The 24,205-nt window shown below is 71.9% G+C and carries 21 protein-coding genes and 1 pseudogene; 9 read left to right on the top strand and 13 right to left on the bottom strand.

Annotation, left to right across the window (positions count from 1 at the left end; genetic code table 11):
* Positions 1-65: 65 nt before the first annotated feature.
* From AQJ66_RS06130 to AQJ66_RS06105, 6 genes are all read right to left on the bottom strand, one after another.
* Positions 66-344, bottom strand: a complete 279-nt coding sequence (locus AQJ66_RS06130; protein ID WP_061917717.1) for a GlsB/YeaQ/YmgE family stress response membrane protein — start codon at positions 342-344, stop codon at positions 66-68.
* Between the two features lie 154 nt (positions 345-498).
* Complete coding sequence (locus AQJ66_RS06125; RefSeq protein WP_107118867.1) at positions 499-939, bottom strand: SRPBCC family protein; 441 nt, start codon at positions 937-939, stop codon at positions 499-501.
* Positions 940-978: 39 nt separating this feature from the next.
* Positions 979-1,314 (bottom strand): ArsR/SmtB family transcription factor, encoded by a 336-nt coding sequence (locus AQJ66_RS06120; protein WP_061917714.1) that lies wholly within the window; start codon positions 1,312-1,314, stop codon positions 979-981.
* Positions 1,311-1,775, bottom strand: a complete 465-nt coding sequence (locus AQJ66_RS06115) for an SRPBCC family protein (protein ID WP_061917711.1) — start codon at positions 1,773-1,775, stop codon at positions 1,311-1,313. The genes AQJ66_RS06120 and AQJ66_RS06115 overlap by 4 nt, the downstream gene beginning before the upstream one ends.
* A gap of 79 nt (positions 1,776-1,854) precedes the next feature.
* On the bottom strand, positions 1,855-3,087 hold the full coding sequence (locus tag AQJ66_RS06110) for an FAD-dependent oxidoreductase (RefSeq protein ID WP_061917708.1): 1,233 nt from the start codon (positions 3,085-3,087) through the stop codon (positions 1,855-1,857).
* Positions 3,088-3,186: 99 nt separating this feature from the next.
* Positions 3,187-4,074 carry a LysR family transcriptional regulator gene (locus AQJ66_RS06105; protein WP_061917705.1) on the bottom strand — a complete coding sequence of 296 codons (888 nt, stop codon included), beginning with the start codon at positions 4,072-4,074 and terminating at the stop codon, positions 3,187-3,189.
* A gap of 122 nt (positions 4,075-4,196) precedes the next feature.
* Here AQJ66_RS06105 and AQJ66_RS06100 point away from each other — a divergent pair, with 122 nt between their 5' ends.
* Positions 4,197-5,195: an aldo/keto reductase gene (locus AQJ66_RS06100; RefSeq protein ID WP_061917702.1), complete on the top strand. Its 999-nt coding sequence runs from the start codon at positions 4,197-4,199 to the stop codon at positions 5,193-5,195.
* A 37-nt stretch (positions 5,196-5,232) separates the two neighbouring features.
* Here the strand turns inward: AQJ66_RS06100 and AQJ66_RS06095 are convergent, their stop codons facing one another.
* Positions 5,233-6,105 carry a carbohydrate ABC transporter permease gene (locus AQJ66_RS06095; RefSeq protein ID WP_061917698.1) on the bottom strand — a complete coding sequence of 291 codons (873 nt, stop codon included), beginning with the start codon at positions 6,103-6,105 and terminating at the stop codon, positions 5,233-5,235.
* Positions 6,106-6,116: 11 nt separating this feature from the next.
* Entirely contained in the window at positions 6,117-6,740 is a 624-nt protein-coding gene (locus AQJ66_RS06090) for a carbohydrate ABC transporter permease (protein ID WP_244162756.1), read from the bottom strand.
* 19 nt (positions 6,741-6,759) lie between these two features.
* Here AQJ66_RS06090 and AQJ66_RS36980 point away from each other — a divergent pair, with 19 nt between their 5' ends.
* The 3 genes from AQJ66_RS36980 (at position 6,760) to AQJ66_RS06075 (ending at position 9,492) form a co-directional block, all read left to right on the top strand.
* A complete protein-coding gene (locus AQJ66_RS36980) occupies positions 6,760-7,137 on the top strand; it encodes a substrate-binding domain-containing protein (protein ID WP_425264264.1) in 378 nt (125 codons plus the stop codon).
* Positions 7,138-7,305: 168 nt separating this feature from the next.
* Positions 7,306-8,526, top strand: coding sequence for an MFS transporter (locus tag AQJ66_RS06080; protein WP_061917695.1), 1,221 nt, complete (start codon positions 7,306-7,308; stop codon positions 8,524-8,526).
* 96 nt (positions 8,527-8,622) lie between these two features.
* Positions 8,623-9,492 (top strand): LysR family transcriptional regulator, encoded by an 870-nt coding sequence (locus tag AQJ66_RS06075; RefSeq protein ID WP_061917693.1) that lies wholly within the window; start codon positions 8,623-8,625, stop codon positions 9,490-9,492.
* A gap of 67 nt (positions 9,493-9,559) precedes the next feature.
* Here the strand turns inward: AQJ66_RS06075 and AQJ66_RS06070 are convergent, their stop codons facing one another.
* Positions 9,560-13,630, bottom strand: a complete 4,071-nt coding sequence (locus AQJ66_RS06070) for a beta-galactosidase (RefSeq protein WP_167359146.1) — start codon at positions 13,628-13,630, stop codon at positions 9,560-9,562.
* Positions 13,631-13,950: 320 nt separating this feature from the next.
* On the opposite strand from AQJ66_RS06070, the gene AQJ66_RS06065 reads away from it, so the two are divergent.
* From AQJ66_RS06065 to AQJ66_RS06050, 4 genes are all read left to right on the top strand, one after another.
* On the top strand, positions 13,951-14,709 hold the full coding sequence (locus AQJ66_RS06065) for an SDR family NAD(P)-dependent oxidoreductase (protein ID WP_061917687.1): 759 nt from the start codon (positions 13,951-13,953) through the stop codon (positions 14,707-14,709).
* Entirely contained in the window at positions 14,706-15,695 is a 990-nt protein-coding gene (locus AQJ66_RS06060; protein ID WP_061917684.1) for an aldo/keto reductase, read from the top strand. Before AQJ66_RS06065 ends, AQJ66_RS06060 begins: the two co-directional genes overlap by 4 nt.
* A 134-nt stretch (positions 15,696-15,829) precedes the next feature.
* Positions 15,830-17,242, top strand: coding sequence for a DEAD/DEAH box helicase (locus AQJ66_RS06055; protein ID WP_061917681.1), 1,413 nt, complete (start codon positions 15,830-15,832; stop codon positions 17,240-17,242).
* A gap of 97 nt (positions 17,243-17,339) precedes the next feature.
* A complete protein-coding gene (locus AQJ66_RS06050; protein WP_061917678.1) occupies positions 17,340-17,582 on the top strand; it encodes a DUF5302 domain-containing protein in 243 nt (80 codons plus the stop codon).
* A gap of 24 nt (positions 17,583-17,606) precedes the next feature.
* Here the strand turns inward: AQJ66_RS06050 and AQJ66_RS39965 are convergent.
* Positions 17,607-17,840: pseudogene (locus tag AQJ66_RS39965) on the bottom strand (fumarylacetoacetate hydrolase family protein); the annotation flags it as partial.
* 427 nt (positions 17,841-18,267) lie between these two features.
* On the opposite strand from AQJ66_RS39965, the gene AQJ66_RS06035 reads away from it, so the two are divergent.
* Positions 18,268-19,140, top strand: coding sequence for a slipin family protein (locus AQJ66_RS06035; RefSeq protein ID WP_061917668.1), 873 nt, complete (start codon positions 18,268-18,270; stop codon positions 19,138-19,140).
* Positions 19,141-19,255: 115 nt separating this feature from the next.
* On the opposite strand, the gene mgtA is transcribed toward AQJ66_RS06035, so the two are convergent.
* The 3 genes from mgtA to AQJ66_RS06020 all read right to left on the bottom strand — a co-directional run bounded on the left by mgtA (position 19,256) and on the right by AQJ66_RS06020 (position 24,059).
* Entirely contained in the window at positions 19,256-21,871 is a 2,616-nt protein-coding gene (gene mgtA, locus AQJ66_RS06030; RefSeq protein ID WP_279617310.1) for a magnesium-translocating P-type ATPase, read from the bottom strand.
* A gap of 210 nt (positions 21,872-22,081) precedes the next feature.
* A complete protein-coding gene (locus AQJ66_RS06025) occupies positions 22,082-22,522 on the bottom strand; it encodes a hypothetical protein (RefSeq protein ID WP_061917662.1) in 441 nt (146 codons plus the stop codon).
* Positions 22,523-22,880: 358 nt separating this feature from the next.
* The gene (locus AQJ66_RS06020; protein WP_061917659.1) at positions 22,881-24,059 is read right to left on the bottom strand and encodes a PP2C family protein-serine/threonine phosphatase; all 1,179 of its coding nucleotides are present in this window, start codon (positions 24,057-24,059) and stop codon (positions 22,881-22,883) included.
* Positions 24,060-24,205 lie beyond the last annotated feature (146 nt).

The raw sequence follows: 24,205 nt of genomic DNA, 5'->3' as shown, positions 1-24,205 counted from the left end.
CGACGGCTCCCCCCTGCGATCCAGGGTGGGAGCCGTCCGCGGTTCCGGAGTTCGGCGTGGGCGACTTACGCGTGACGGTGCGAGTGCCGGTTGCCGGTGACGACGCGGTAGAGCGCGAGCAGGATGAGGGAGCCGACGATCGCCGCGATCCACGTGGAGAGTTCGAAGAACCCGTCGACGGAGTCGACGCCGAAGATCACCTTGCCGAGCCAGCCGCCGAGCAGACCGCCGGCCACGCCGATGAGCATGGTGATGATGATGCCGCCCGGGTCCTTGCCGGGCATGATGGCCTTGGCGATGGCGCCGGCGAGCAGGCCGATGATGATCCACGCGATGATGCCCATGGTGCGTCTCCGTCTCGTCGTGTAAAGAACGTGTTAGGTCATCGTGTGCACCGTCTGCGCTCGTACAAACGTCTCCTTTGCGAAACGGCTCCGCGGCACCGGCTCGGCGGTGGTCCGCAACGGCACGCGGACGGCCGGGCGTTCGCGGCTGAACCTAGTGCCAGTTGCTGATCCTGACGTCGTGCGGCGCGGGTTCGCCCTCGCCGGTCTCGACCAGCTTCTTGAGGCTCATCAGGAAGGTCGCCCACTTGGTGCTGCAGTGGTACATGAACTCCACCGGCTCCTTCCACCCCTCGTGCCGGAACAGCACGATCGTGAAGCCGTCCTCCTGCTTGAGCTCGAAGCTGATCCGCGTGCCGATCCACTCCTCGGGGCCGTCGACGACCTCCCAGACCACGCGCTCGTCGGGCTCAGCCTCCAGGACCTTCATGTCGAACCCGCCGGGCTCGAAGCGGAACCGGAGCACTCCGCCGGGAGCGGCGTCGCCGTCCGTGTCCCGCGTCCACCAGCTCGCCAGGCCGTCGACCGTGGTCAGGGCCGTGTAGACGGCGTCCGGCGACGACGTGACCCCGATCCTGTGCAGGATGTCCACCATTTCGCTGCCTCCTTCTCGTGCGTTTGCTGCTTCTCGTGGTCAGTCCTCTTGGCTGCGCTGAATCGCTTCGGCGATGCGCTTGATGCGCTGCAGCCGGGCGTCCCAGGCCGCTCCGACCGAGGACAGTTGCGCTACCGCGCGGGCGAGTTGGGCCTCGTCGACCTCGTAGCGGCGCTCGCGTCCGGACGGCGTCACGTGGACCAGCCCGACCCGGTGGAGCACGCCGAGGTGTTTGGCGACCGCCTGCCGCGTGACGGGCAGGTGCTCACTGAGCGTGGTCGCCGTCCCGCCGCCGGCCAGCAGCAGGTCGAGCATCCGCCGCCGCGTCGGGTCCCCCACCGCCGACCAGAGTTCGTCGTCGACGGTCGTGCTCACGGTGCCGACACCACCCGGGCGACGTACGCGACCAGGCGGGGCAGGAAGTGGTCCCAGCCGGTGACGTGCTGGCGGTACTGCTCCTCGAGCACCGCCGCCTCCCAGCCCTTCTCCCGGAACCCCGTCTCGGTGAAGCGCAGCAGGGTGCCCGCGCCCGACGGGATCAGCTCGAAGGTCACCAGGAGGGAGTCGGCCGGCGCCGCGGCCGCGTCCTTGTCGTACACCCAGCGGAAGGAGAACCGCCGGGGCGGCTCGGCCTCGATCACCGTGAGTGGTACGACCTGCGCGCCCGGCGTGGCCCTGTCACCGAACGAGATGACGCCGGTGGCGCCGGGCACCGGCTCGAACTCCGCCTCGTCCGGCCACCACTCCCGCAGGTGCTCGGGTCTGCTGACGACCTCGTAGACCACCTCGGGCGTGGCGTCGATGTGGATCTCCCGCTCGATGCTGCCGTACTCCATCCCGCTCTCCCGATGTCTCGCAACCTCTGGTTGCGTATAACCCTAGAGCAGGATTCCCTCATGTGCAACCTTCGGTTGCTCACGCCAGGTCGGCCGCCACCTCCCGGGCGGCCCGCGCCCCCGAGGCGAGCGCGCCCTGCACCGAGCCCGTGGCGCGGTGGTCGCCGCACACGTAGCGGCCCGGGCCCACCCGGGCACGGCGGCTGAGCGTCAGGGGCGGCTCCATGGCGGGCAGGGCCCCGGCCACCGTCCGGACGGTGAGCAGGTCCCAGCCCGCCGTGTCGGTGCCGTAGCACTCGGCCAGCGCCGCCCGCAGCGCGCTCTCCCGCGCCTCGGTCCCGTCACCCAGGACGGACGTGGCCACCAGGGCGTACCCGCGCGGCGCGTGGGACGGATGGAGCTCGCTCAGGACGACGCTGTTGGTGAACCGCCGCCGTACGTCCGTGAGCAGGGTCGGCTCACGCAGCGGCGAGTTCGGGGCGAGGTGGTAGTAGGTCGTCACCGTGCGGTACGGCGGCACGGCGAGGCCGGGCAGCAGCCGGGCCGCGGTCACGGCGTCCGCCGCGACCACCACGGCCCGTGCGGCCACCGTGCGCTCCCCGCCGACCACGGCGCCGTCCTCCGTCAGCTCCGTCACCGGCGACTCCAGGGCGAGAGTCCCGGGCGGCAGCGCCGCGGCCAGCAGCTCCGGCACGGCCCCGACGCCGGCGGCGGGCAGGCAGATCGTGCCGCGCGCCATGCTCCGCCACACCAGGTGGAAGAACCGGCTGGAGGTGGCGAGGTCCTCCTCCAGGAACACGCCGCTCAGGAACGGCCGGAAGAACCGCTCCACGAACCCCTCACCGAAACCGGCCGCCGCCAGGAGGCGCCGCGTGGAGGTCTCCGGCATGCGCCGCAGGAGTGCCGCCGGGGCCAGCGTGTCGAAGCCGGTCAGGGCGGCCAGCGCCGCCAGGTCGCGCGGCCCGGCGAGTCCGCCGGTGAGCGCACCGAACGCCTGCCGGGGCGCCCGCGTCGGATCGGCGAACCGCAGCCGCCGCTCCCCGTCGTGGACGAGGAAACCCGGCGTGAAGGGCCGCAGCCGCAGCCGCCCCAGGGGCAGTCGCCTGCGCACTTGCGGATAGGAGGTGTTGAACACCTGGAAGCCCCGGTCCACCACGCAGCCCTCCACGCGGTCGGTCCGCATCCGGCCGCCCACCCGGTCGCCGGCCTCCAGCACCCGGACCCGCAGGCCCAGCGCGTGCAGGTCGCGGGCACAGGCCAGTCCCGCCAGTCCGGCGCCCACCACCACCGCGTCCCACTCGCCGCCGCCCACGTCTCCTCCTTCCGGTGCCCGCCGCGCGACGCGCACCCCGACCTCCTTCCCCGCGCCGCCGGGCCGCGGATGCGGCGACGCCCGTCCGGCCCGTGTGTTTCAGCCGTGCGGCTGCGTGCGCGAGTGGCCGGTGAGGGCGGCGACCAGTTCGGCGATCTCGGGACGGCGGTCGTCGCTGCGCCAGGCGATGGCCAGTTCCGCCTCCGGCAGGCCGCGCACGGGGCGGTAGACGAGATCCGACCGCTGGTACAGGCCGACGTTGCCTTCGGCGATCAGCACGACGCCCTGGTGCGAGGCCACCGCCTCGAGGACCTCGTCGGTCGACGCGGCCTCCGCGCCGATGCGGGGTTGCCGCCCGCCGCGGGCCGCGGTGGCGAGCCAGAAGTCCCTGAGCGGGCCCGCGCTCCGGGGAAGCGCGACGAACGGCTCGTCGGCCAGTTCGTCGAAGTCGATCTCCGGCCGGCTGGCCAGCCGGTGTCCGGGGGGCAGCGCCACCCATACCCGCTCCGCGACCAGGGTCCGCGTGGCCAGGCCGGCGCCGGGGAGCGGAAGCCAGACGAAGGCCAGGTCGCAGGTGCCGTCGGTGAGACCGGCACTCGGATCGTCCCACGTCACCAGCCGCAGGAGGATCCGCCATCCCCGCTCGCGGAATCCCGCGATCACGTCGCGCTGCACGTCCCGTCCCACGGCGGTCTGCATGCCGACCGTGAGGGACACGGCGGCCCCGGCGCCCCGCGCACCGGCCAAGGCCCGCTGCCAGTCCGCCAGCAGGTGCCGGGCGGGCCCCAGCAGCGCCTCGCCCTGCGGGGTGAGTTCCAGTTGCCGGCTCCGCCGGTCGAAGAGCGGGAAGCCGAGCTGCCGTTCGAGCACCCGGATCTGCTTGGACAGGGCCGGCTGGGAGAGGTAGAGCCGCTCCGCGGCCCGCGTGAAGTGCAGTTCCTCGGCCACGGCCACGAAATAGCGCAGGTCCCGCAGGTGAACGTCCATATCCAACGGTTATACCGCTAGGTCTTGGACACGGCGGCAGGCGGCCGCGGAGAGTGGGACCACGGCCGCGACCGGCCGGCGTCCCCCACCCGCATTCCCCGCATCCCCCAGGAGCTCCTTCCATGACCACCCTGCCCGCTCGCCGTCTGGCGAACCTGGAGACCTCGGCGCTCGGCTTCGGCGCGATGGTCCTTTCCCCCGGCATGTACGGGGAGATCGACGACCGCCGGGCGGTCGACGCCCTGCGCGCCGCCCTCGACGAAGGCGCCACTCTCGTCGACACCGCCGACGGCTACGGCGCCGACGGGCACAACGAGCGGATCGTCGGCCGGGCGCTGCGCGGCCGCCGCGAGAACGCCGTGGTCGCCACCAAGTTCGGCTTCCGCATCCCGGACGGCGCACCGGCACACCGCTTCCCGGTCTCGTACGCCTTCGGCGAGCTGGCCGTCAACGCCGACCCCCGGTACGTGCGCGGCTACGCGGAACAGTCCCTGCGCAACCTCGGTACGGACGTCATCGACCTGTACTACCCCCACTTCCCCGACCCCCAGGTGCCGCTGGAGGAGACCGTCGGCGCCGTCGCCGAGCTGGTCTCCGACGGCCTGGTACGCCATCTCGGTCTGTCCAACGTCGACGCGGACCAGCTCCGCCGGGCCCACGCGGTCCATCCGGTCACGGCCGTCCAGGTGCAGTGGTCGATGTGGCAGCCCATCGACACCGAGCTGTACGCGGCCGCCCGCGACCTGGGCGTGGGCCTGGTCGCCTGGAGCCCGCTGGGCGGAGGCTTCCTCACCGGCACCGTCCGGGAGGTCGCCGACGGCGACTTCCGGCGCAACCTCCCGCGGTTCCAGGAGGCCAACCTCAAAGCGAACCACGACCGTTACGCCCCCCTGCGGGGTGTCGCCGCCGACCTCGGGCTCACCCCGGCCCAGCTGTCCCTGGCCTGGCTGCTGCACCAGGACGAGCACGTCGTTCCCATCCCGGGCAGCCGCACGCCCGCCCACATCGCCGAGAACCTCGCGGCCGCCCGGGTGCGCCTGCACCCCGACACCCTGGCCCGGATCGACGAGGCGCTCAGCCGGTTCACCCCCGAGGGCACGGGCGCCCTGCTCGGCGACTGACCGGGGCCGCCCCCGGCGCCGCGGCGGGACCGGTCACTCACTTGATGCCCGTCGTGGCGACTCCCTGCACGATCTGCCGCTGGAAGACGAGGAACACAGCGATCAGCGGCAGGAATCCCAGCACCGAGGAGGCCATCACCTCGGCGTACTGGATGTTGCTGTTGCTGACCAGAGACGCCAGGCCCACCGGGATGGTCTGGGACCTGGTCTGGTTGAGGACGAGCAGGGGCCAGAGGAAGGAGTTCCAGGTGGTGATGAAGGTCAGGATGGCGACGGTGGACAGGGCGGGGCGGCAGATCGGCATGCAGACCCCCGCGTAGACCCGCCACCAGCTCGCCCCGTCGACGCGGGCGGCCTCGATCAGCGCGACGGGGATGCCGCGGAAGAACGACTGGAAGACGAAGACCGAGATCGGCGCCGCGACGGACGGCAGGACCAGGGCCCAGAAGGTGCCGAGGAGGTGGAAGGAGCGGTACTCGATGAACTGGGGCAGCACCAGCGCCTCGCTCGGCAGCATCAGCCCCGCCGCGACCAGGGCCAGCACCACGGCCCGGCCGCGGTACCGCAGGAACGCCAGCGCGAAGCCCGCCATGGAGCCGAAGACCACGGTGAAGACCACGGCGAGGGACGAGATGACCAGGCTGTTGAGGTACCAGGTGCCGATCGGATGGTCGTTCCGCGCGGTGGAGTAGGCGTGCAGGGACCAGCCGCCGGCGAACGGTGGCGTCGGGTTCCGGGTGATCGAGCCGTCGGAGCGCAGGGACGTCGCGATCGCCGAGGCGAAGGGCACCAGCCAGATGAGGGCGAACAGGGTGAGGCACACGGCGCACAGGCGGTTGAAGAGCCGCCCGCCGTCGACGGCGGGCACGCCCCGCACCGTGGCGGCCCGCGGCTGGATGAGGGTGGTCATGGATCCTCCGTTCAGACCGCGGTGCCGGTCGCGCGGCGGCGTCGCAGCCCGTACCAGGCCGCGGAGATCGCGACGATGACGACGAAATGGACCAGGGCGGCGGCGGCGCCGTAACCGCCCCGGTAGGAGGTGAAGCCGGTGTCGTAGATGTACTCGATGACCGGGCGGGTGGACTGGTTCGGGCCGCCGCCGAGGAGCAGGTAGATCTGGTCGAAGACCTTGAGCGAGGCGAGGATCTGCAGGATCAGCACCAGGCTGGTGGTGCGGCAGAGCAGCGGTACGGTCAGGTGGCGTATCTGCTGCCACGGACTCGCCCCGTCGAGGGCCGCCGCCTCGTGGACCTCCGGCGAGATGTCCTGGATCGCGGCGGTGTAGAGGACGAAGTTGAACCCGAACGTCCACCACAGGGTCATGAGCGTCACGGCGGTCCAGCCGCCGGAGGTGCTGCCGATGAAGTCGGGCACCGGCAGCCCCACGGCGCCGAAGACCTTGGGGATCAGCCCGATCTGCGGGGTGTACATCCACAGGAAGATCAGCGCGACGACGGACGACGGCACCACGTACGGCGCGAAGAACGCCACGCGGTACAGGACCCGGCCGCGCCGCACCCGGGAGGCGAGGACGGCGCCGGCCATCCCCTTCACGCCGGACCTGGTGCTGCCCGTCGAGCACTACCACTGGCGCGACGGCGCCCGGGCGGCGGCCGCCGCGCTCGAGCGGCACCCCCGTCCGGACGCCCTCCTGTGCCTGAACGACCACCTCGCCCTCGGCGCGCTGCGCGCCCTGCACGAGGCGGGCCTGCGCGCACCGGACGACATGGACGTGGTCGGGTTCGACGACATCGAGGCCGCACGCTTCAGCGTGCCGAGCCTCACCACCGTCGCCCCCGACAAGGAGGCCATCGCCGACGACGCGGTGTCCCTGCTGGTCGACCGGATCGAGCAGATCGACCGGCCGGGCGCGGACGACGCCATCGACCGCACCGTCGGTCACCGGCTGGCCGTCCGGGAGAGCACGGGCGGCGGGCTCTGAGCCTGTCATCTCCGATCGAGATGACTGATATCGCGAACCATCGCTCCGGATGGGGAAGCACGCAGGGCCGACCGGCGCTTGTGCTGTGCGTGACGGCATCGAAGGAGCTGCCGGCCACGCCGCAGTCCACCCGATCCGGTCTCCCGGTTCGCCCTCGAGAAGGTGCACATGTCCGTGTCATCCGAGCTGCACAGCTCGCGCCGGCCCACCACGAGTTCCCCTCACGGCGTGCCGGGCCGGCTGGTAGCGCTCCTGGCCGTCGCCTCCGGCCTGACGGTCGCCAACCTCTACTACGCCCAGCCCCTGCTGTCCTCGCTGAGCGGCGTCTTCCACATCGGCACGGCGACCGCCGGCGCGCTGATCACGCTCACCCAGGTCGGCTACGTGATCGGCATGCTCTTCCTGGTGCCTCTCGGCGACCGGCTGGAGAAGCGCAACCTGATCACCGTCCTGCTGACCGTCACGACCCTCGCCCTCGTGGCGGCGGGACTCGCCACCAGCTTCCCCATGCTGCTGATCGCGTCACTGGTCAGCGGCGCCACCTCGGTCGTCGCCCAGATCCTGGTGCCGTTCGCCGCGAGCCTGGCGCCCGACCACGCCCGCGGCCGCGTCGTCGGCCGGGTGATGAGCGGCCTGCTCACCGGCATCCTGCTCTCCCGCACCCTGAGCAGCCTGGTCTCGGACCTCGCCGGCTGGCGTGTCGTCTTCCTCGGCTCCGCCGCCCTGATGGCCGTGCTCGCGGTCGCCCTGCGCGCGGCGCTGCCGCGGCACGCGCCGACCACGACCATCCCGTACCACCACGTGCTGCGCTCCACGGCCCGGCTGGTGCGCACCCACCCGGTCCTGCTGCGCCGCGGCCTGTACCAGGCGGCGATGTTCGGCGCCTTCAGCGCGTTCTGGACCACCGTCTCCTTCGTGCTGACCGGCCCCCGCTTCCACTACTCCCCGGTCGGGGTCGGCGTGTTCGCCCTCGTCGGTGCGGCCGGAGCGGCCGTGGCCCCGTTCGCCGGGCACTGGGCAGACCGGGGGCTCGTGCGCCCGGCGACCGGCATCGCCTTCGGCGTCGCCGCCCTCGCCTTCGCGCTCGCCGGGTTCGGCAGGGGCAGCGTCGTCCTGATCGCCCTGGCCGCGATCCTCCTCGACATGGCCGTACAGACCACCCTCATCCTCGGCCAGCACACCGTCTACCAGCTCGACCCCGCCGCCCGCGCCCGCCTCAACAGCGCCTTCATCGCCACGTTCTTCGCGGGCGGAGCCGTCGGCTCCCAACTCGGCTCCGTCGTCTACCACGCCGGGGGCTGGGCCGCCCTCACGGGCCTGGGCGCCGCCCTTCCCGTCATCGCCCTCCTCTACTGGACCACCGAACGCCGGCAGGGGGCGACGTCCTAGCCGGACCGGCTTCCGGCGCCGTCCGCATACGATGCGGCGAAGACCGAACCGGCGCCGCGGGCGCGGGGCGCAGCACTGCTTGACCGGGAGCGGATGATGGATCTGCGGCAGATGGAGGTCGTCGTCTCGGTGGCGGACACGGGCGGTTTCACGGCGGCGGCACGGCGACTGAACGTGGTCCAGTCCGCGGTGTCCGGCACGGTCCGCGCTCTCGAACGCGAACTGGGCACCGCCCTGTTCGACCGCACCACGCATCGTGTCGCCCTCACCCCGGCCGGGGAGGCGTTCGTCCCCGCCGCACGCGCGGCACTCCGAGCCGCCGAACTCGCCCGCGAGGCCGTCGACGCCGTCCGGGGGCAGCTGCGCGGGCGGGTGACGGTGGGCACGATGCAGGGGGTGTGGGCCGGACTCCACCACGCCCTGGCCGCGTTGCGCGCGGAGCATCCGGGCGTGGTCGTGCACCTGCGGCAGGCGGCCGTCGCCGACATCCGGCAGGCCCTGCGCGACGGCACGGTGGACCTGGCCGTGGTGGCGCTGGACCGCCAGCAGCAGCGCGGGCTCAGGACCCGGCTGCTGTCCCGCGAGGACATGGTGCTGCTGGCGGCGCCCGGGCGAGCGCTCCCCGGGGTGACACCGAACGGGGAGGTCCGGCTCGCCGACATCGCCGGGTTGCCCCTGGTGGACTTCACACCCGGGTGGGCCATCCGCTACGCGGTCGACCGGGCCTTCCGGGCCGCGGGTGTCGACCGCGGCACGACGTTCGAGGTGAACGACATCGTCGCGGCGGCCGAACTGGTCCGCAACGACCTGGGCGTGTGCATCATGCCCACGTCGATCGCGGACCGCTTCCCCGATCTGCCCCGGTACCGGTTCGACCGGCACGCACCGAACTGGAAGGTCATGGTGGTACGGCCGCTGGGCGAGGCACCGCCGGCCGTCGCCGCCCTGCTGCGGCACATCACCTGACGGCCGGAAGCACGCCGCACCTGGGGTCTTTCGTTCGGATCAGCCCGGCATGATCCAACGAGAGGCCCTAGCCGCAGGTGAGCGTCGGCATCGCCCAGTCCCCGTGGTCGTTGCCGTTGCCGTCGCCCGCGTCACCGACCCTGAGGTCGACCACCTGGGCGCCGCTGACGTCGACGTCGATCGGCACCGCGGCCTGCTTGCCGCGGACCGCCGGCGTGGTCACCAGGGCCTTGCCGTCGGCGATCACGGAGAACGTCACCGTTCCCGCACCGCCCGTCTCGTCGTCGACACCGACGTCCGCCGTCAACCGGGAGCACTGCCCGGCGAGGTAGAGCTCCACGTCGCTGACCGAGTTGGTGCCCAGGCCCTTGGCGTAGCGGACACCGGCGACACTGATCGGACGGCCGTCCCCGGCCGCCTGTTCGCCGACGCTGCTGTCCCGCTCCACCGGGCCCCACCCGTTGGTGGACGACAGGAACCGCAGGTCGCTCACGGCGCTCTTCCCGGCCGGCGGAGCCGGCGGGACGCCTCCTACGATGCGCTCGTCGCTGCCGGCGGCCTGCCGTCCTTTCTGCACGTAGCGCACGGTGGCGGTGAGCGCCGAGGCGGACGGCAGCGTCCCGGCCGGCGGCTCGACCTTCCAGGTGAAGCGGGCCGATCCGCCGGGTCGCAGGCGCTCGACCGACGTGGGGCTCGGGGCGCTCACGCTCCAGCCGTCGGGCGCGGAGAGCGAGGCCGTCAGCCGGGAGGCGGACGGTCCGTCCTCCGGCAGCCGCACCGTCGCCTCGGCCGTGAAGGCCTGTCCCGACCGGGCGGTGTCCGGCACGTCCAGGGTGACGTCCGCTCCCGGGCGCCGCGGCATCGCGTACTTCCGGTGGTCGTAGCGGGGGCTGTCGTTCTGCGCGACCCGCAGGGACGAGGCGTAGCTGCCGTAGTCGGTGAGCGACACCCTGCCGAGTCCGCCGGTGCTGCCGTCCAGGTTCCACACGGCGAGGGCGACGCTGTTGCGGCCGTGCGGGTTCAGGATGCCGTCGGGCACCGGGAAGGTGTGCTGCGGACCGAGGTAGTTGACGTAGTTGCCGACCTGCCAGCCGTTCACGAAGATCGTCGCGCGGTACCTGCGTGACGGGTCGTCGGTGAACGTCAGCCCGAGCGAGGTGTCCTGGCCGTGCGGCAGGTCCAGGTCGACGTCGGTGCGGTACCAGGAGATGCCCGGGCGCGTGTCGTCCGCCGGCAGGGACACCTTGTTCCAGTCGCCGTCCGGGTAGCCCGGCAGGGACCAGCCGGCCCGCTCGCCGTACAGGCCGCCGGTCGAGAGCGGGCCGCGCACCGGGTCCTGCGGGTCCTCGCCGCCCCGTACGCCCTGCAGCCGCCAGGTGACGGAGGTCAGCGGAGCCCCGACGAGGGAGGCGCTGGTCAGGCCGCGCGCCGTCTTGTTGCCGTTGGTCGCGTTGTAGTCCTCCTCGTGCCCCATGTTCACGGTGAGCACGGACAGGACGTTGTCGCCGTCCTGCTTCACCGAGCCGTCGGGGAAGGTGAAGTCGGCGCTGCCCGTGGTGGAGCTGCCCAGGAAGGTGCCGTTCAGCCAGGCGGAGAACGCCTGCGCCTTGCCGCCGGAGTCCGAGACCAGGTGGACGCCCCTCTCCTTGCCGGTGGCGCGGAAGCGGCCGCGGTACCAGGTGTTGCCGGTGTGGAAGCCGTAGTCGTCCGCGTAGAGAACCGGCAGCGAGTTGACGCCGGAGACGCTGTTGGTGGTCGTCCTGTCGGCCACCTGCCAGCCGGAGTCGTCGAAACCGGGGGCCGCTTCGGGGGACTCCTCGGCGTGCTTCCAGTTCGTCAGCGCCGGCAGGTGCACCGGGGCGGCCACCGGGATCTTCCCGGTGAGGCTCCCCGTGCCGGTGGCCCGGGTGTCCACCGTCCTGCCGTTCCAGGTGATGTGGTCCGCGGAGGTGAACACCTCGATGTTCGGGTCGTCGGCGTTGTCGCCGGTGAGGGCCGTGGTGCGGCCGCCGTCCAGGCCGGCCGCCGTGCGCGGCAGGTGGGTGCCGCGCACGAGCACCGGGCCGGTCGCCGTGTCCTGGCGCCAGAACGTCTCCGCCGTGGCCTTGTCACCGACGAGCAGCAGCAGCGGGCGCTCCCCGCCGCCGCTGACGCCGACGCGGATCAGGCCCTTGTGCGTGTAGTTCAGCCGCAGGTCGCCGGTGGCCGCGTCCCAGGTGGTCGTGACCGTGCCGCCGCTGCTGGTGACGGTGGGCCTGGAGGAGTAGTGGAGGACGGTCTCGCCGTCGCTGTCCGCGTCGCCGTAGAGCACGGCGACGTCCCGGTCGCCGATGGCCGCGTGCGTCATGATCTCCGACGTCGAGTACTGCAACTGCGCTTCTCCGAGGCGGTAGTTCGCCACGACGACGTGCGAGTCGCGCCCGTCGAGCGTGATCGCGGTGCCCGGCTGCTGCGGCACGACCGGGTAGGTCGGCGCCGCGGTGGCGGCCGTCGGCACGTCGATGGCGTCGACGGCCACGTAGTCGTCCGTGGACCCCGAGCCGTGGTTCCCGGCGACGACGATCTTCAGCGTGTGCGCCCCGGGCGCCAGCCCGGTCTTCTGGAAGATCACCGCCTGGTTCTCGGCGCCGGAGTCGTCGACCGTGGCCGCCTTGGTGCCGTCGAGGTAGACGTCGGCGTTGCCGTGGTTGTTCGTCCTCGAGCCGATCCAGCGGATCGCGGTGCCGTCGAAGGGGACGGTGACCGAGTCACCGGCCTTGCGGGAGAACGACTCCGTGTGCTTGTAGTCACCGCCGGTGTAGCTCTGGTCGGCCACGTGCGACCACGAACCGGTGTACCGCAGCGCGGAGTCGGGGTCGTCCCACGTGTAGGTGGTGTCCGCGGACGGCTGGGCGTTGAAGTCGAGCGAGATGTGGGTCCTGTCGACCGCGGTGGACGTGGAGTTCGCGTGCCGCAGGACGTGGAACTGCGTCCTGGTGTCGGGGTTCATCCGTGCGGTGTCGACGACCGAGGAGTCGTCCGGCGGGGTGGTCCTGATCGCCTCCGTCTTGGTCAGCGGGGCGACCGCTTGCGTGAAGTACCCGATCAGCTTGTCCTCGTAGTACTTCGGATCGAGTTGGCGGTTCTCGCGGATCGCGGCCCCGTAGTCGTAGGACGTGTAGTTCTCCGGCATGCCCAGCCAGCCCCAATTGGTGCCGCCGTAGGTCATGTAGAAGCTCTGCGCGGTGGCGCCGACGGCTATGTTCTGCTTGTAGAAGACGTTGGCGAACCGGTCGTCGATGAGCTGGGCGCACTTGTCGTAGCCGGGCCCGCCCCAGGGGTCGAAGGCGCCGCCCTGGAACTCCGGCGAGTACAGCGGCTTGCCGTCCGGGTGGTCGTAGCCGATGTCGGGGACGCCGTTCCACTTCGTGGGGTTCGAGCAGTCGAAGCCCTGGGGGTAGGAGTCCGGTCCGTCGACGTCCAGGGCGCCGGCACCGGAGTTGAAGGTGCCGTTGTTGTTGCCGGTCAGCGGGACCGTGATGCCGTCGGCGCGGGCCTTGTCCTCCAGGTGCTTCATGTAGGAGCGGCCGGCGGCGGAGCCGTTGTAGTACTCGTTCTCGACCTGGTAGGCGATGACCGACCCGGTGCCGTTGGTCAGTTGGTGCCGGGCGAGGATCCGGTCGATCCGGGTCAGCCACTCGTCCGCGTACTTCAGGAACTGCGGGTCGTCACTGCGGTTGTGCCCGGCCTTGGTGGTCAGCCAGCCGGGCAGGCCGCCGCTGTCGACCTCCGCGTTGATGTAGGGCGCCGGGCGCGCGATCACGTACAGCCCGGCCTCCTGGGCCATGTCGAGCAGCCTGTCGACGTCACGCACGCCGCTGAAGTCGTACACGCCCGGCTTCGGCGAGTGGTATCCCCAGTCGAAGTACAGCGAGGTGGAGTTGAACCCGGCGGCCTTCATCTTCTGGAAGATGTCGCGCCACAGGTCCGGGCTCGGGAGCCGGAAGTAGTGGAACTCGCCGGACCACAGGTAGGTGCGCTTGCCGTCGACGAGGAACGAGTAGCCGTCGAGACTCACCGTGTGCGCCGGCGCCCTGCCGTCGGACTGGGCGGCGGCCGTCCGCCCGCCGGCGCCCCGCGCCGCGGCGGGCGCGGTCATGCCCGCGGCCAGTGCGAAGGTCGCGGCCGTCGCGAGGGCCGCCCTCCACCACCGGCGGCGACTTTGTCTCGCTGCTCCTGAACCGATCCGACGACTCCGCACCGCGGCCTCCATATCGGCTGAGCGACCAGTATCAAACAGACTCAGGCAAAGCCGAACAGTAAAGCCGCGCAAGGCACAACACAATGGGGCGGGAGACAACTTGGCGCCGAGCCGGACATCGACTTCCCCGCCACCGTGCGCCACGGAACCCTCACCGAATACCGTTGGCCGGACGGCCCGTTCCGGGCCGTCCGCCCCGCCGAGCAGGAGGAGAGCGCATGGCCGGTCTGGCAGGCCTCAGGGCGATCGTCACGGGTGGCGCCTCCGGGATCGGGCTCGCCACGGCCCGGATGCTCGCCGGCCAGGGGGCCTCGGTGGCCGTGCTCGACCTGGACCCCTCCGGCGTGCCCCGGCCGCTGATCGCCCTGAAGGCCGACGTCACCGACGACGCCGCGGTGCGCGGGGCCGTCACGGAGGCGGCCGAGCGGCTCGGCGGCCTGGACATCGTCGTCAACAACGCCGGGATCGGCGCGCAGGGCACGGTCGAGGACAACCCCGACGAGCAGTGGCACCGCGTCCTGGACGTGAACGTCCTCGGCATGGCGCGCACCAGCCGGGCCGCCCTGCCGTACCTGCGGCGCTCGCCGTACGCGGCGATCGTCAACACCTGCTCCGTCGCGGCCACGGTGGGACTCCCGCAGCGCGCCCTGTACTCAGCCAGCAAGGGCGCGGTCCTCGCGCTGACCCTGGCCATGGCCGCGGACCACGTCCGGGAGGGGATCCGCGTCAACTGCGTCAACCCCGGTACCGCCGACACCCCTTGGGTCGCACGGCTGCTCGACGCCGCCGACGACCCCGAGGCCGAGCGCGCCGCCCTCGGCGCGCGCCAGCCCATGGGGCGCCTGGTCACCGCGGAAGAGGTGGCGGCGGCCGTCGTCTACCTGGCGAGCCCCGCCGCCTCGTCCGTCACCGGCACGGCCCTCGCCGTCGACGGCGGCATGCAGGGGCTCCGGCTGCGTCCGGCGGCCGGCTCATGAGGACGACGACGCTGGGCGGCTCCGGCGTCCGGGTGACCGAGCTGGCGTTCGGCACCGCCGGCATCGGCAACCTCTACCGCCCCGTCACCGACGAGGCGGCCGCCGCGGCGCTGGAGGCCGCCTGGGACGCCGGCATCCGGGCCTTCGACACCGCTCCCCACTACGGACTCGGTCTGTCCGAACGCCGCCTGGGCGCAGCCCTGCGAGGCCGTCCCCGGGACGCCCTCACCGTCTCCACGAAGGTCGGGCGCCTGCTGGTGCCGGACGACGGCGACGGCGGGGACGACCTGGCGAACGGCTTCGCCGTACCGGCGACCCACCGCCGCGTCCGGGACTTCAGTGCCGACGGCGTCCTGCGCTCACTGGAGGCCAGCCTGGACCGGCTCGGCCTGGACCGGGTGGACGTGGTCCTGCTGCACGACCCCGACGACCACGCCGAGCAGGCACTTCGCGAGGCCTACCCGGCCCTGGAACGACTGCGCGCCGAAGGCGTCGTCGGCGCGATCGGCATCGGCATGAACCAGTGCGCCGTGCCCGCCCGCTTCGTACGCGAGACCGACATCGACGTCGTCCTGCTGGCGGGCCGCTACACCCTCCTCGAACAGGAGGGCCTGGCGGACCTGCTGCCCGTGGCCGCCGCCCGCGGCCGCGGTGTCCTCGTCGGCGGCGTCTTCAACTCGGGCCTGCTGGCCGACCCGAAACCGGGCGCCGCGTACGACTACGCGCCGGTGCCTGGGGCCGTACTCGACCGGGCGCTGCGGCTGAAGGCGGTCACCGAACGCCATGGCGTGCCCCTGCGCGCCGCCGCCCTGCGCTTTCCCTTCGGCCATCCGGCCGTGGCCGGGGTGCTGACCGGTGCCCGCTCCGCCGAAGAGGTGCGCGACGCCGTGGAGCTGCTACGGTGCGCCGTTCCGGACGCCCTCTGGGACGACCTGCGCGCGGAAGGCCTGCTGGATCACGACACACCCGTCCCCGAGCCGAGGTGAGAGCCGCGCTTGTGTTAGCCTGACGCGTTTGCGTGGTCGTCGCGGTGGGCGATTCTGCCTGTTCGGTTCCGTTCGTGTGGGCTGTTCCAACCTGCCGGGCCTTCCTCGGTACGTTCCCCTGCGGAAGGCGGTTCATGAAGCACCCCGAAGACTCCGGCACCGCTCACGGCGGTCCCGGCCGGCCCGAGGCCACGACCCCGGCGCTGCCCCCGGCCGTCTCCTTCGCCGGTCTGCGACTGCCGGCGGAGGTGCTGCGGACCCTGAGCGAACTCGGGGTGCGCGAACCCTTTCCGATCCAGGCCGCCACGCTGCCCGATGCCCTGGAGGGGCGCGACGTCCTGGGGCGCGGGCGCACCGGCTCGGGCAAGACGCTCGCCTTCGGCCTGCCGCTGCTGACGCGTACGGCCGGGCGGCGTGCCGAACCGAAGCAGCCCCTCGCGCTGGTCCTCGTGCCCACCCGGGAGCTGGCCCAGCAGGTCACCCAGGCGCTGGCGCCGTACGCGGAGGCACTGCGGCTGCGCATGGCCACGGTCGTCGGCGGCATGTCGATCGGCCGTCAGATCGCCGAGCTGCGCCAGGGAGCCGAGGTGGTCGTCGCCACCCCCGGACGCCTGCACGACCTGATCGAGCGCAACGCCTGCCGCCTGGGACGGGTACGGATCACCGTGCTCGACGAGGCCGACCAGATGTGCGACCTGGGATTCCTGCCGCAGGTCGGTGAAGCCCTCGACCAGGTGCACCCCGACGGCCAGCGGATGCTGTTCTCGGCCACGCTCGACCACGACGTCGATCAGCTGGTCCACCGCTACCTCCACGATCCCGTCGTCCACTCGGTAGACCCGTCCGCGGGCACGGTCACGACGATGGAGCACCACGTCCTGGTGGTCCACGGCCCGGACCGCTACGCCGTCACCACCGAGATCGCCGCCCGCGACGGCCGCGTGCTGCTGTTCCTCGACACCAAGCACGCCGTCGACCAGCTCACCCGGCATCTGCGGGCCAGCGGGGTGCACGCCGGAGCCCTGCACAGCGGCAAGTCCCAGCCGCAGCGCACACGGACCCTGGCGCAGTTCAAGAACGGCCAGGTCACCGTTCTGGTGGCGACCAACGTCGCGGCCCGTGGCCTGCACGTCGACGACCTCGATCTCGTCGTCAACGTCGACCCGCCCACCGACCCCAAGGACTACGTGCACCGGGCGGGCCGCACCGCCCGCGCCGGCGAGTCCGGCAGCGTGGTCACGCTCGTGCTGTCGGGCCAGCGCCGTGAGACGAGCCGCATGATGGCCGAGGCCGGCATCGAGCCGACCGTCACCAAGGTGCGCTCGGGCGAGGCCGAGCTGAGCCGGATCACCGGTGCCAAGGCTCCCTCGGGCACCCCGCTGGACGGCGGACCCGCCGTCCCCCGGCCCAAGAACACCAACGCTCCCTTCCGCGGCCTCGGTACCAGCAAGGACCCCTCCCGCGGCGGCGGCAGGTCCCGAAAGGGCGGCGAGGCCCGCAAGCTCGCCGAGGCCCGCAAGGCGGCCCTCGTACGCCGCAACGGCTGAGAGCGGTCGCCCCGGCAGCGGACTTCCGGCGCACCACCCTGCGCCCCGGCATGACAAGCTGTGCCTGCTCACCCACCCCCGAACCCAGGAGGTCACCATGACCGCAGAGCCCGTATCCACGGAAGGTTCGGAGCCGGCTGCCGCCGACACGTCCGCTGTCGTGCCGGACGGCGACGGCAACTACGACCTCAAGCGCAAGTTCCGCGAAGCCCTCGCGCGCAAGCGCGGTGCCCAGGCGGACGCCGCCGACGTCGCCGCCAACCCCGATGCGTCGAAGGTCCGCGCGGCGCACGGCCCGGCCGCGAGCCAGCGGTCGTTCAGGCGCAAGAGCGGCGGCTGAGCCGGCCGGTCCCGTGCTCCGGCCTCACGGCCGAGCCCGGGACCTGCGCCGGCCGGCGGGCCGGGGCACGGGCTCGGGACCGGGGACTACGGTGCCGACGCCCTCGACGGTGAGCGTGACGATGCCGCCGGGCCCCAGTGGGAGCGGCGTCCGCTCGCCGCGTACGCCCCGCAGTTCGTCCGGGCAGCCGCCGTTGCCGCAGGTTCCGGAGCCCAGGACGTCACCGGGCACGACCCGGGTGCCGCGGGAGGCGTAGGCGACCTTCGCGTGCCCGCCCGGGCGTGAGGTCGCCGCCCTCGCGGCCGACGACGACGGCGACCTCCAACTCGAAGCCCAGGACCAGGTCCGCAGCCGCGACGCCCGCCTCCGCGCCCTCGCCGGAACCGGCCCCCGACCCCTCGGCCCCGTCCAACTCGTCGGCGAGCGGTCCGCCACCTTGACCTTTCGGCGCCCCCGGGTCGGCACAATCAGCCTCGACTTCCGGGGCACGGGAGCAGGCGGACGCATACAAGTGCCGGTCACGGGGACAGCAGGGCCGACCGGCCCTGCTGTCCCGCAGGGCGGGCGGAGCAGACTCGAGGTGAGGCCGAGAAACGGTCTCGCGCCACCCGGTCTCCCGCTGCGGCGACGCCTTCCCGGACCAGGTGCCCCGTCGCCCCGGGTCCATCCTCCGAGGGAGCGAAACATGGCCGCCTTGATCGTGGTCCTGGTGGTGCTGGCCGTTCTGGTCCTGATCGGGCTGGCGATGGCGATCAGGATCGTCCGGCAGTTCGAGAACGGTGTCCTGTTCCGGTTCGGCCGTCTGGTGGGGACACGCGGACCCGGGCTGCGGTTCATCATCCCGTTCGTCGACGTCCTGCACCGCATCTCGCTGCGTATCGTCACCATGCCGATCCAGTCCCAGGGCATCATCACCCAGGACAACGTCAGCGTCGACGTCTCCGCCGTGGCCTACTTCCGCGTGGTCGACGCGGTCAAGTCGGTCATCGCGATCGAGAACGTGAACTCCGCGATCGACCAGATCGCCCAGACCACCCTGCGCAAGGTCGTCGGCCAGCACACCCTGGACGAGACCCTGTCCGAGACCGACCGCATCAACCTGGACATCCGCCAGATCCTCGACGGCACCACCACCGAATGGGGTGTCGAGGTCACCCTGGTCGAGCTGAAGGACATCCAGCTGCCCGAGACCATGAAGCGCGCGATGGCCCGGCAGGCCGAGGCCGAGCGGGAGAAGCGATCCAAGATCATCAACGCCGAGGGCGAGTCCCTGGCCGCCGCCGCCCTGGGCGACGCTTCCGACACGATGATGGCCCACCCGCTCGCCCTGCAACTGCGCAACCTGCAGAGCCTGGTCGAGATCGGCGTGGACAAGAACACCACCGTCGTCTTCCCGGCACCGCTGATGAGCACCATCGGCGAACTCGGCTCCTTCCTCGCCCGCGAAGCGACGGCGGCCGCCACCTCGGCGCAGTCGTCCCCTGCGCCCGTAGCGGCCCTCGGACTGACGGAGTCCGCTCGCGTGCCGGAACCGAACGGGGCGCCCGAGACCAGGTGAGTGGCCCCCCGCGGCCCCGGGCCTTGAGGTGACTCACCGCGCACATGCGCCGTGAGTCACCGCATGGTGTCGCGCTTATCTGCCGTGCCTCCCGCGCGCCGGTCGAAGGTCTGCGTCATGACGGGCCGTCGACCGGCGTGGGGCGGGCCGCGGCAGTGCTGAAGCGCCCGGCACGGCGCCGCAGGTGGCGGCGGCCGGCGTAGCGCCCGGACACCGGGGGTGCCACGGCCGCGGCCCCGTAGAAGAGCCGTTTGCCGATCTCGATGAGGGCCAGGTAGCCGAGGATCATGCCGACCAGCGTGGCGAAGAACGCCCCGGGAAGTGGCTGGAAGCCCAGGGTGTGGGCGAGCGGGGTGGCCGGCAGCACCGCGCCGACGGTGACCACGCCGAGCGCGGCGAGGGTCAGCGGCAGGCTGGGGTGGCTGCGGAAGAACGGGACGCGCCGGGTGCGGATGGCGAAGATCACCAGAGTCTGGGTGGCCAGCGATTCGACGAACCAGCCGGAGCGGAACTGGGCCGGGCCGGAGTGGAAGACCCAGAGCATGACGCCGAAGGTGACGAAGTCGAACACGGAGCTGAGGGGCCCGAAGGAGATCATGAAGCGGCGGATGAAGGCGATGTCCCAGTGCGAGGGCTTGCGCAGCTGCTCCTCGTCGACGTTGTCCGTCGGGATGGCCAGCTGACTGCTGTCGTAGAGGAGGTTGTTGAGCAGGATCTGCGACGGGAGCATCGGCAGGAAGGACAGGAACAACGAGGCGCCCGCGGCGGAGGCCATGTTGCCGAAGTTGCTCGAGGTGCCCATCAACACGTATTTGATGGTGTTGGCGAAGATCCTGCGCCCCTCGGCCACACCGTCGGCGAGGACGTTGAGGTCCTTTTCCAGCAGGATGACGTCGGCTGAGTCCTTGGCGACGTCGGTGGCCGAGTCGACGGAGATGCCCACGTCGGCCGCGTGCAGAGCCAGTGCGTCGTTGACTCCGTCGCCCAGGAACGCCACGCCGCCGCGGCTGCGCCGTTGCGCATGAACGATCCGGGCCTTGGCCTCGGGACTCACTCGGGCGAAGACGGTGGTCCTGCTGATCGCGTCGGCCAGCTGTGCGTCGTCCAGGGCGTCGACCTCGCCGCCGGTCATCGTGCCCGCTTCGGTGAGCCCCAGGTCATGGCAGACCTTGGCGGCGACTGCGGCGTTGTCGCCGGTGACGACCTTCACCGTGACACCGAGAGCGGCCAGCCTGGACAGAGCGGTGGCGGCGTCGGGTTTGGGCGGGTCGAGGAACACCAGCAGTCCGGCCAGGCTCAGCTCCCGCTCGTCCTCGGCACTGACGGCCCGCGTTCCGGAGGCGACGGACCGGGTGGCGACGGCGACCACCCGGTTCCCCGCGGCGAACTCCGCCGCCAGCGCGTCACGTGCCGCCGGCGGGACCTCGACGCAGCGGTCCAGGACGGACTCCGGAGCCCCCTTGGTGACCAGGCGTGAACGACCGTCCCCGTCCCGCACGAGGACCGAGATCATACGGCGCTCGTGATCGAAGGGAAGCACCGCGAGCCGTGTGCAGCCGTCCAGCGCGGACCGCGCGCCCGCGGCGGCCGGAGACCGCCACAGGGCCTGGTCCAGCGGACTCCCGCCGACGTCCTGAGCGTCCCGTGCCGCGTTCTCGGTACTGAGCAGCCCCCACCGTACGACCGCCTCGGAGCTGTGGCCGCCGGCGGGAACGGCTCGCATGTACTCGATGCGGCCCATGGTCAGCGTGCCGGTCTTGTCGGTGAACAGGACGTCGACATCGCCCAGGTCCTCGATGCAGACCAGCCGCTTGACCAGTACCTTGCGCCGGCTCATCCGGCGTGAACCGGCGGCCAGGCTGGTCGAGACGACGGCGGGCAGCAGCTGCGGGGTGATACCGACCGCGATCGCGAGCGAGAACAGCAGTGCGTCGATGATCGGCTTGTGCAGCGCGACGTTGATCACGAAGATCGAGGTCGTCAGCGCGCCCGCGACGTACACCAGCAGCAGGGAGAAGCGCCGCAGGCCGACCTGGAACTCGGTGTCGAGCGGGTGGGTGTCGAGCCCGGCGGCGATCTTGCCGAACTCGGCGCGCGCCCCGGTGGCCACCACCACCCCACGGGCGGCGCCGGTCCGGACGACCGTCCCCATGAGAGCGCACCCGGACAGTTCCGCCAGCGGCGCCCCGGCCGCGACCGCAGCGGGATTCTTGCCCACGGGCAGCGACTCGCCGGTCAGCACCGACTCGTCGCACTCCAGACCGGTGACCTCCAGCAGCCGCAGGTCGGCCGGCACGATGTCACCCAGACGCAGTTCCACCACATCACCGGGTACCAGTGCCGTGACATCCACCAGGGTCGCCCGGCCGTCCCGCAGGACCACCGTCTGGTGGTGGATCTGGGAGTGCAGCGCCTCGGCCGCCTTCTCGGCCCGGTACTCGTTGACGAATCCCAGGCCCACGGACGCGCTCACGATCACCCCGATGATCAGCGCATCGGCGCGCTCTCCGACCAGGAAAGACGCGACGGCGGCCGCCACCAGCAGTCCGAGCAGCGGCGAGCGCAGCTGATGCCACAACACGGGAAGCACCCGGGCACGGTGCGTGGCGACCGCGTTGGGGCCGAACTGCGCCTGCCGTCGCGCGGCCTCCGCGCCCCCCAGGCCCTCCCCGGCGACGACACCTAGCCCACGAAGGACATCGTCCCCCGACACCGCCGCCGCCGACACCACCCCGGGCGCGACCACGGGCGGCTGCGACGGAGCAATGACGCTCACCCGGCCCCGCCTCCAACGGAGGGTGGACCATCCGCCGGCGGGGGACACCGGCCGGCCTCACGAGCCCGGCACCGCCGTTTGGTCATCGCGTCGCCATCTCGGGATGTCATGCCCGGTGAGGACGCGGGGTCCGAAGACCAGAGCGCACTCCGGAAATCCAGCATCTCACGCGCCCGCTCCTCCTCGTCCCGAATGCCGATCATCCCTCTCGCCAGAGGCCGCCGAAGGACCTGTGTCCCCGCCCTCGGCCGCTTCGGCGTTCTCACAGATCGCGTCATGGACGTCGCGGATGAGGTGCTGTTGTGCCTCTGTAAGGCCGCAGGGCGTGGTCTCTCCGGAACCGGACTCGAAACGGTCGCCGCCGATGGCCAGGTCCCCGAAAACGCACCGGCTGGGGCCTCCCAGGGCGTACACGACAAGGGTGGCGATGCGGTTGAGCAGATGGGTGTCGGCGGGACCCCGGACGTCGCCGGCGTCGCCGTGGAGGCCGTGACCACCCCGTGTGGCCCGCTGTATGGCGAAGGCGGCGCCGGTGCCCTGGTCCGGGATGCCGTCGCGGAACCGGATCCCGCCGTCGGTTCGGATCAACGCGTAGATGCTGTTCATGAGAGCGCCTGGATTCGTGCGTCCGGTAGGCGTGATCCGCGAACGGCAAGGAGCCGCAGCGGTGTCGCGGCGTGAGGCAAGAAAGCGGGCCTGTCCGCTCGCCCTGTGGCCGTTTCCATCCTCCATCGATCCCGTGATGCGGGCCACCTTGCGGGGGCCGCATCTCACCGCGGGGACTTGCCCCGCGAGGCACCGGGTCCGCCTCTGCTGCCTGGCCGTTTCGGTCCGTCCGGAGGCCCGCCCGTCTGGGGCATGTGCGCCGACGACTCCTGCCTCGCGTGGTTCGTCTCCGCTCTTCACCACCGCGCTCGCCGAGGCGTACCGGCAGGGCCCGCACCGTCCAGGAGAGCGCCCCTGGTCACGGCTGCTGCTTCGCGCGGCCGGCTGAAGCCTGCTGAGTGTCCGCGCCGGAGCTGACCTGCCGCAGGGTCTGCTGAGGGCCGTGCCAGTCCAGGCACATCACGGTGGCATCATCCGCGAGCCGGCCCCCGGCGGCATCCCGGACCGCCGACGTCAGCGTCAGCGCCGTCTCCCGCGGGTGAAGATCCCGGGTGCGCTCCAGCAGGGCGGGCAGGTCGACGGCCTCGCCATGACGTTCGAGCATGCCGTCGGTCACCATGAGCAGACGGTCACCCGGGCGCAGGTCGACGTCCTGAACACGGTAGGGGTGGGGCACGGACACGGGCAGCCCGAAGGGATGGTCCACCTCGCAGACGATCGCTTCCGCAGCCCCCTCGCGCATGCGCAGTGGCCAGGGGTGGCCGGCATTGACGAGCTGGGCCCGACCGGTGTGGAGGTTGATGCGGAGCAGTTGCCCGGTGGCGTGACCGTGGCCGTGGTCGGCCAGGGCCTGGTCGGCCCGGTGGGCCTGCTCGGCCAGGCCGGCTCCTGCGCGGCGGGCGCCGCGCAGGGCGCTCACCAGCACCGTGGCGGCCAGGGCGGAACCGATGTCGTGGCCCATGGGGTCGGTCACCGACACGTGCAGGGTGTTGCGGTCCAGCGCGTAGTCGAAGGTGTCGCCGCTGAGGTCTTCGGAGGGCTCCAGGTGCCCGCACAACGTGAACTGCGCAGCCTCGCAGGACAGTGACGGGGGCAGCAGCTGGTACTGGATTTCAGCAGCCAACGTGGGGGGCCTGGAGCGTTTGCCCCAGGTGTAGAGGTCCGTGAAGCGTCCGTTGGCGATCACGATGTAGGCCAGGATGTGGGCGGCTTCCCCGACCTCGTCGAGGACGTCGTCGCCGGGGTCGGTGGGCAGCAGCAGTTCCAGCAGCCCGATGGCGTCCCCCCGGTTGGTGACCGGCACGATCACCCGCTGTCCCTGGCCGGTCGCCTCCTGGTACAGCCGCTGGGTACGGATCACCTGCTCGTAGACGCTGCCGAACATGGGGATCCGCTGTGCTTCCTGCTCACCCTCCACGCCGACGGCGGTGGCCAGCCGTGCCACCGCCTTGCCCGTCAGGTCCACGATGAGGAACGACACCTTCGTGGCCCCGAAACGCCGCCGGAGATCCTCAGCGACCACCGCGACGGCGTCCACCGGCGCCGCCCTCTCCGCTGCGGTCAGCAGCCGGGGAAGGCCACTCTGCCTGCTGCTCACGACCACGGCCCCTTCCACCGGCCCCTCCTACAGCTTGGGAACCGTCACAGCAGGCGTCAATCCGTGCGTGATGCCGGTCGGGGGTC

Origin of the sequence: Streptomyces bungoensis (assembly GCF_001514215.1) — a bacterium.
Classification (GTDB): Bacteria; Actinomycetota; Actinomycetes; order Streptomycetales; family Streptomycetaceae; genus Streptomyces; species Streptomyces bungoensis.
Note: the sequence above shows the minus strand (reverse complement) of the source record. Positions and strands in the feature narration are given on the sequence as shown.